Annotated in this window: 7 protein-coding genes; 1 reads left to right on the plus strand and 6 read right to left on the minus strand. The window is 72.7% G+C overall.

Going from position 1 to position 7849, the window contains the following annotated elements:
- The 6 genes from NCC78_RS23880 to NCC78_RS23905 all read right to left on the minus strand — a co-directional run.
- Positions 1 to 418 (minus strand): helix-turn-helix domain-containing protein (locus NCC78_RS23880; RefSeq protein WP_250797181.1); only part of this gene is annotated, 418 nt, incomplete at its 3' end.
- A gap of 182 nt (positions 419 to 600) precedes the next feature.
- Complete coding sequence (locus NCC78_RS23885) at positions 601 to 1755, minus strand: acyl-CoA dehydrogenase family protein (protein WP_250797182.1); 1155 nt, start codon at positions 1753 to 1755, stop codon at positions 601 to 603.
- A gap of 79 nt (positions 1756 to 1834) precedes the next feature.
- Positions 1835 to 3367: an acyl-CoA carboxylase subunit beta gene (locus tag NCC78_RS23890; protein WP_250797183.1), complete on the minus strand. Its 1533-nt coding sequence runs from the start codon at positions 3365 to 3367 to the stop codon at positions 1835 to 1837.
- A gap of 273 nt (positions 3368 to 3640) precedes the next feature.
- Positions 3641 to 4558 carry a hydroxymethylglutaryl-CoA lyase gene (locus NCC78_RS23895; RefSeq protein WP_250797184.1) on the minus strand — a complete coding sequence of 306 codons (918 nt, stop codon included), beginning with the start codon at positions 4556 to 4558 and terminating at the stop codon, positions 3641 to 3643.
- 184 nt (positions 4559 to 4742) lie between these two features.
- Positions 4743 to 6110, minus strand: coding sequence for an acetyl-CoA carboxylase biotin carboxylase subunit (locus NCC78_RS23900; RefSeq protein ID WP_250797185.1), 1368 nt, complete (start codon positions 6108 to 6110; stop codon positions 4743 to 4745).
- A gap of 66 nt (positions 6111 to 6176) precedes the next feature.
- A complete protein-coding gene (locus NCC78_RS23905) occupies positions 6177 to 6788 on the minus strand; it encodes a TetR/AcrR family transcriptional regulator (RefSeq protein ID WP_250797186.1) in 612 nt (203 codons plus the stop codon).
- A gap of 142 nt (positions 6789 to 6930) precedes the next feature.
- Here NCC78_RS23905 and NCC78_RS23910 point away from each other — a divergent pair.
- Positions 6931 to 7849: MFS transporter (locus NCC78_RS23910; protein ID WP_250797187.1), on the plus strand; the 919-nt coding region annotated here is incomplete at its 3' end.

A 7849-nucleotide genomic window follows, 5' to 3' on the forward strand; every position in this document is an offset into this window, starting at 1 on the left:
CGGCCTCGTCGGTGAGCAGCCCGACCAGCTCGGCCACGTCGCGTTCCCGGCCGATCAGCTCGACCGGGGGCGGCAACGCCACCGGCGTACCAATGTCGTGGCCGGCGTCGGTCGGTCCCGCCGGTGCGCTCCCGGCAGTGAGCGGCGGCGCGGTCGGGACGGGCCCCCGGGCCGCCGCCAGGAACGCCGACCGGGCCGCTCCGGTCAGCTCCAGCGCACCGGCGAGCAGCTCGACGGTGGTGCGCTGCGGCCGGGCGGACCGACCCCGCTCCAGGTCACGGACGGTCCGTACGCCGACACCGGCCCGGGACGCCAGCTCGGCCTGGGTGAGGCCGGCGGCGAGCCGGTGCCCGCGCAGCAGGTCCGGCAGTCGGGTACGACCGCCCGGGCTCCGCGAACGATCATGATCGGGAGTCATGGGCACGAAGAGTACGGATCGGCGGTGGCCTCCGGCAGCAGAGCGTCGTCCTGCCGACGCCGTCCTGCGGATATCCGACAGCCGATCAACTCCCCACCCCTGTCCGGGCCGGATCGGGGCGCCGCCGTCCCGGGCGGCTCCGGCGGGGGGTGGGCCGTGGCCGGTCCGCCGGAGCCCCGTCGTCACATGCCCAGGTCGCGGGCGATGATCATGCGCTGCACCTCGCTGGTGCCCTCGCCGATCTCCAGGATCTTGGAGTCCCGCCAGAACCGGGCCACCGGGTACTCGTTCATGAACCCGTAGCCGCCGTGGATCTGGGTGGCCTCGCGGGCGTTGTCGACGGCGATGGTGCTGGCGTGCAGCTTGGCGATGGCGGCCTGCCGCTTGAACGGCTCACCGGCCAGCATCCGCGCGGCGGCGTCGTAGTAGGCCAGCCGGGCCGTGTGCGCCTTCAGCTCCATGTCGGCGATCTTGAACTGGATCGCCTGGTAGTTGCCGATCGGCTGGCCGAACGCCTGGCGTTCCCTGGCGTACTTGACGGACTCGTCGACGCAGCCCTGAGCGAGGCCGACGGCCAGGGCGGCGATGGCGATCCGGCCCTCGTCGAGGATCCGCAGGAACTGGGCGAAGCCCCGGCCGCGCTCGCCGAGCAGGTTCGCCGCCGGCACCCGGCAGTCGTCGAAGGTCAGCTCGTGGGTGTCGGAGGCGGTCCAGCCGACCTTGGAGTAGCCCGGCGCGACCGTGAAGCCCGGCGTCCCCGACGGGACGATGATGGTCGACAGCTCCTTCGAGCCGTCCGGCTTTGTGCCGGTCACCGCGGTGACGGTGACCAACGCGGTGATGTCGGTGCCCGAGTTGGTGATGAACGCCTTCGAACCGTTGATCACCCACTCGTTCGTCGCCTCGTCGAGCACGGCCCGGGTCTGGGTGCCGCCGGCGTCCGAGCCGAAGCCCGGCTCGGTCAGCCCGAAGCCGGCGAGGGCCTCGCCGCTGAGCAGCTTCGGCAGCCACCGTGCCTTCTGCTCGTCGGTGCCGAAGCGGTAGATCGGCATCGCGCCGAGCGAGACCGCCGCCTCCAGGGTGATCGCCACGCTGGAGTCGACCCGGGCCAGCTCCTCCAGCGCGAGGCAGAGCGCGAAGTAGTCGCCGCCCATGCCGCCGTGCTCCTCGGCGAAGGGGAGGCCGAACAGGCCCATCTTGCCCATCTGCCGGATGATCTCGTACGGGAAGGTGTGCTTCTCGTAGTGCTCGGCGATGACCGGGGCGACCACCTCGCGCGCGAAGTCCCGCACGCTGTCCCGCAACGCCTCTTGTTCCTCATTGAGCCGGAAGTCCATGGGTTCCTCCTGGTCGAAGGGGGCCGTCGGGCGCTCGTGACGCCGGGACGGGTCGCGCAGCTGGTCGGGCGGTGCCGTGTCAGACCGGGGTGACGCCGTGCCGGCGCCTGGAGAAGTGCCGCTCCTTGGTGCGGGCGGCGACGAACCGGCGGATCAGCTCGGCCCGCAGCTCGTGCGGCTCGACGATCGCGTCGACCACCAGTTCGCTGGCGAGCCGGACGATGTCGATGTCCCGCTCGTACTCCTCGCGCTTGGCGGCGACGAACGCGGCCCGCTCGGTCTCGTCGGCGATGGCGGCGATCTTGTTGGCGTAGACGGCGTTGACCGCGGCCTCGGCGCCCATCACCGCGATCTTGGCGGTGGGCAGCGCGATGGTGGCGTCCGGCTCGAAGCCCGGGCCGGCCATCGCGTAGAGCCCCGCACCGTACGCCTTGCGGACCACCACGCAGATCTTCGGCACGGTCGCCTCGGAGATGGCGGTGATCATCTTGGCGCCGTGCCGGATGATGCCCTGCTTCTCCACCGCGCTGCCGACCATGAACCCGGGCACGTCGGAGAGGAAGAGCAGCGGCACGTTGAACGCGTCGCAGAGCTGCACGAACCGGGTCGCCTTGTCGGCCGAGTCGACGAAGAGCACGCCGCCCTTGAACATCGAGTTGTTGCCGACCACGCCGACGACCTCGCCGTTCAGCCGGCCGAAGCCGATGGTCAGCTCCTTGGCCCAGAGCGCCTGGATCTCGAAGAACGAACCGTCGTCGAGCAGGCCCTTGACGTACCGGCGCATGTCGAACGCCTGCCGCTCGCTGGCCGGCACCAGCGCGGCCAGGTCGACCTTGTCGGACGCGTCCACGGCCTCGGCGACCGGCGGCGCCTGGGTCCAGTTGGCCGGCAGGTACGACAGGTAGGTCTTCACCACGTCGAGCGCGTCGGCCTCGGTCTTGCAGAGGAAGTGCCCGACACCGGACTCGGCGCAGTGCACCTTCGCCCCGCCCATCGCCTCCAGGGTGGTCTTCTCGCCGGTGACCATCTCGACCATCCGGTCGGAGCCGAGGTACATGCTGGCGTTGCCGTCCACCATGGCCACCACGTCGCAGAACGCCGGGATGTACGCCCCACCGGCCGCGCTCGGCCCGAAGAGCGCGCAGACCTGGGGGATCGAGCCGGAGGCGCGGACCTGGTTCCAGAAGATCTTGCCGGCGCCGCGCCGACCGGGGAACAGGTCGACCTGGTCGGTGATCCGGGCCCCGGCCGAGTCGACCAGGTAGACCATCGGCACGCCGGTCGAGTAGGCCCGCTCGATGATCCGGATGATCTTCTCGACGGTCCGGGCGCCCCAGCTGCCGGCCTTGACCGTGGAATCGTTGGCCATCAGGCAGACCTGGCGGCCGTCGATGGTGGCGGTGCCGGTGACCACGCCGTCGGCGGGCAGCCCGTCGGCCAGCGCGTTGGCGTAGAGGCCGTCCTCCACGAAGGAACCCTCGTCGACCAGGAGCGCGACCCGCTCGCGGGCGAAGAGCTTGCCCTTGGCGGCGTTCGCCGCGTGGTACTTGTCCGCACCGCCGGCCCGGGCGCGCTTGCGCAGCTGCTCCAGTGCCTCACCGTCGAGCGTCACGCCGACTCCCTCGCCACCTGAGCCGGCCAACCTCGTGGGCGGACCGACTGACCTGAACGATCGTTAGGCTAGCGCATCGGGTCACCCCCCGGCGACCCACCGCCGCCCCCCGCGCCCCGCGCCCACCCCCGCCCGCCCGGCCGGCCGGCCCCGCACCGCTCGACGGCGGTGATCAAGAAGTTTGCGTCGAGAATGCCGCGCGGAACCGACGCAAACTTCTTGATCACCGCCAGGTGGGAGGTGGGCGATCGGGTGAGGGCGCGGGGTGCCGGGTCAGGGCTTGGGGGTTAGGCGGGTGCGGGGGCCGGCGCGGAGGACGCCGGAGGGGAGGCGCTTGCCGACCAGCTCCTCGGCCAGCTCGGCCGCCTCGATCAGCGCGTCCAGGTCGATGCCGGTGTCGATGCCCATGTCGTGCAGCATGTGCACCGCCTCCTCGGTGGCCAGGTTGCCGCTGGCTCCCGGGGCGTACGGGCAGCCGCCGAGGCCGCCGACGCTAGCGTCGAACTCGGTGACGCCCAACTCCAGCGCCGTCAGCAGGTTGGCCAGCGCGGTGCCCCGGGTGTTGTGGAAGTGCAGCAGCACCGGGACGTGCGCGTTGCGGTCGCGTACCGCGGTCAGCAGCTCGCGGACCCGGCGGGGCGTGCCCATGCCGGTGGTGTCGCCGAACGCCACCCGGTCCGCGCCGTCGCGGACCACCCGGTCCACGATGCCCGCCACCCGCGCCGGGTCGACGTCCCCCTCGTACGGGCAGCCGAAGCTGGTCGCGATGATCACCTCGGCCTGCGCGCCCTCGCCGTGCAGCAGGTCGATCAGCTCGGCGATGTCGTCCAGCGACTCGGAGGTGGAGCGGTTCACGTTGCGCCGGTTGTGCGTGTCGCTGGCCGAGACCACCACCTCGATCTCGGTGAACCCGGCCGCGAGAGCCCGCTGCGCGCCCCGGGTGTTGGGCACCAGCGCCGAGTAGCGCACCCCGTCGACCCGGGTGGCCCGCTGCCACACCTCGTCGGCGTCGGCCATCTGCGGGATCGCCTTCGGGTGCACGAACGACACCGCCTCGATCCGCGAGACGCCGGTACGCGAGAGCGCGTCGAGCAGCCGCACCTTGGCGTCGGTGGGGATCGGCTCCTCGTTCTGGAGCCCGTCCCGAGGACCGACCTCACGGATGGAAACGGAGTCCGGCAGTGCCGTCATAAGGGGTCACCTCACTGTGACGTATCGCTGGCTGGGGGGTACCCCCAGCCTCCCACCCCGCCCCACCCACCCGCACCCACCCACCCCTGCACCCACCCACCCACCCGCGTCGATCATGAGGTTGACGGCGACGAAAGGGACGAACGGCCCCGCCAACCTCATGATCAACCCAGGGCAGGGCGGGTCAGCGCATGCGGGAGACGATGCCGGTGTCGTAGTCGCCGGAGAGGAACTCCTGGTTCTCGAGCAGCTCGGCGAAGAAAGGGAGGTTGCACTTCGGGCCGGTGAGGTCGAAGGCGGCGACCGCGGCCTTCGCACGCTCGATCGCCTCGGCCCGGTCCTTGCCGTTGACGATCAGCTTGGCCATCAGGCTGTCGTAGAAGGGGGTGACCGTGTTGCCGGCGACGTAGCCGGAGTCCACGCGTACGCCCTCGCCGGTCGGCTCCACCCAGGTCTTGATCGCACCCGGGCCGGGCAGGAAGCGCTTCGGGTCCTCGGCGTTGATCCGCAGCTCGATGGCGTGCCCGCGCGGCGCGAGCGCGTCCGGGTCGAAGGTCGGCGCCAGGCCGGCGGCCACCCGCAGCTGCTCCTCCACCAGGTCCACGCCGTAGACCAGCTCGGTCACCGGGTGCTCCACCTGGAGCCGGGTGTTCATCTCCAGGAAGAAGAATTCTTCGGACGCGGAACCATCACCTTTGAAGTCCCGCTCACGCGGGACCAGCAGGCACTCCACCGTGCCCGCGTTGCGGTAGCCGACCGCCTCACCGGCGCGGACCGCCGCGGCGAGGAAGCGCTCGCGCAGCTCCGGCGAGACCGCCGGGGAGGGCGACTCCTCGACCAGCTTCTGGTTGCGGCGCTGCACGGAGCATTCCCGCTCGCCGAGCGCCACCACCCGGCCGTCGGCCAGGCCGAGGATCTGCACCTCGACGTGGCGCACCCGGGGGAAGTACCGCTCGATCAGCACCGAACCGTCGCCGAACATCCGCTCGGCGAAGGCGCGCACCTTGTCGTACTCGGTGCGCAGCGCGGCCTCGTCGGCCGCCACGCCCATGCCCATGCCGCCGCCGCCGGCCGCGGCCTTCACCATCACCGGGTAGCCGATCTCCCCGGCGGCCGCGACCGCCGCGTCGAGGTCGGCGGCCGGCTCGGTGGTGCCGGGCGCGACCGGCACGCCGGCCGCCGCCATCAGGTTCCGGGCGTTGATCTTGTCGCCCATCGCGGTGATCGCGTCCGCGCCGGGCCCCACCCAGATCAGCCCGCTCGATTCGACGGTACGGGCGAAGTCGGCGTTCTCCGACAGGAAGCCGTAGCCGGGGTGGATGGCCTGCGCGCCGGTGGACTTGGCGGCGGCCAGGATCGCCTCGGTGTTGCGGTAGCTCTGGGCCGGGTTGGCCGGGCCGACGCAGACCGCCTCGTCGGCCTCGGTCACGAACGGCAGGCCGGCGTCGGCCTCCGAGTGCACCGCGATCGCGCGGATGCCGAGCCGCTTGGCGGTACGGATGATCCGGCGGGCGATCTCGCCCCGGTTGGCGACCAGCAGCGACTCGATCATGTTTCCTCCAGCGTCCGGGGGTCGGGACGAAAGCTAGGGAACCACGACCCGTCGGTTACTCACGAGTCAGGCCAGCAGGGCGGCGAGGGTGGCGCCGCGGAGCAGCTCTGCCCGGCGGCGGCGGTCCACCTCTCCGCCGAGGAACGGCGTCGAGTTCATCAGGCCGAACGCGGCGTGGGCCAGCACCCGCGCCTCGCCGTCGGGCATGCCCGGGTGCAACGCGGTCAGCACGGTCACCCACTCCTCGACGTAGAGCCGCTGGAGCCGGCGGATCCGCCGCCGCGGCTCGTCGGGGAGGCGGTCCAACTCGTGCAGGTGCAGGGCGATCACCGCCGGGTTCGCCAGCGCGAACTCGACGTGGAAGTCGATCAGTGACTCCAGCGCGCCGCGCGGGTCGTCGGGGTGGCCGGCGGCCCGCTCCTGCCCACCGGCGAGCAGCCCCTCGCTGACGGGGATCAGCGCGGCGACCAGCATCGCCTCCTTGCCGGCGAAGTGGTGGTAGAGCGCCGGACCGGTGACCCCGGCGGCCGCGCCGATGTCGTCCATCGAGACGCCGTGGTAGCCCCGGGAGGCGAAGAGGCCGACCGCGATCTCCAGGATCTCGTCCTTGCGGGACCGACGCCGGCCCGACCCAGTGGCGCCGCCCGTCGTGCCCCGTGCCTGCTGCTCCACCGTCACCGGGCAAGCGTAGACCCCGGGCGCGCTCCCGTGGAGGCTCGGTTACCCGCCGGTCCACCCACCGCGACGGCCGCCCGGTCGGCCGACGCGCGGTCGCTCCCGGCTTGACCCTCGACCCGGTCGAGGCCCGAGGGTCGCCCGCATGACCCCACCGCCCCTCGGCCGCGACTACCGGCTGCTCTGGTCCGCGACCGTCTCGTCGCGCCTCGGCGACGCGCTGCGTACGCCGGCGCTGGCCCTGCTGGCCGCGACCCTGACCCGCGATCCCCGGACGATCGCCGCGGTGGCCGTGGCCGGGCAGCTTCCGCCGCTGCTCTTCGGCCTGCTCGTTGGCGTATACGCGGACCGCTGGGACCGGCGCCGGACGATGGCGGTGGTGGACGGGCTGCGGGCCGCGGTGGTGGCTGGCCTCGCCGTCGCGGTCGCCCTCGACCGGGCCGGCGTCGTGACGCTGGTGGCGGCGGCGTTCCTGCTCGCCGCGCTCGGCAGCCTCTTCGACGCCGCCGCGTTCGCGCTGCTCCCCGCGGTGGTGCCGCCGGCCGCCCTGCCCACCGCCAACGGCCGCCTCCAGGCCGGCGCCGCGGTGGCCGGGGGGTTCCTCGGCGCCCCCGCCGCCGGTCTCCTCTTCGCCGTCGCCGCACCCCTCCCCTTCGCCCTCGACGCCCTGACCTTCGCCGTCGCCGCCCTCCTCACCCTCGCCCTCCGCCCGCCCCACCCCGGCCTCGCCCACGCCGCCGGTCTTCCGCGATCTTGCAGTTGTGGCGAGGGCGGATCGGACGGGGCAGCTCAGAACAGGCACCACGAGTGCAAGATCGGCGCACCGAGCGCGGGGCGCGGCGCGGGGCGGGGGCGGTCCGTGTGGGGAGAGGGTTTGGCGGGGGTGCGGTGGCTGCGGGGGGAGCGGACCTTGTGGCGGGTCACGGGGCTGACCGCCGGGAGCAACCTGGCGATCAGCGGGCTGATGGCGGTGCTGGTGCTCTACGCGCTCGACGTGCTGCGGGTGCCGCCGGCCGGGTACGGGCTGTTCATGGCGGCCGCCGTGCTGGGTGGCCTCGCCGGGG

This window comes from Micromonospora phytophila, from assembly GCF_023656545.1.
Classification (GTDB): Bacteria; Actinomycetota; Actinomycetes; order Mycobacteriales; family Micromonosporaceae; genus Micromonospora; species Micromonospora phytophila.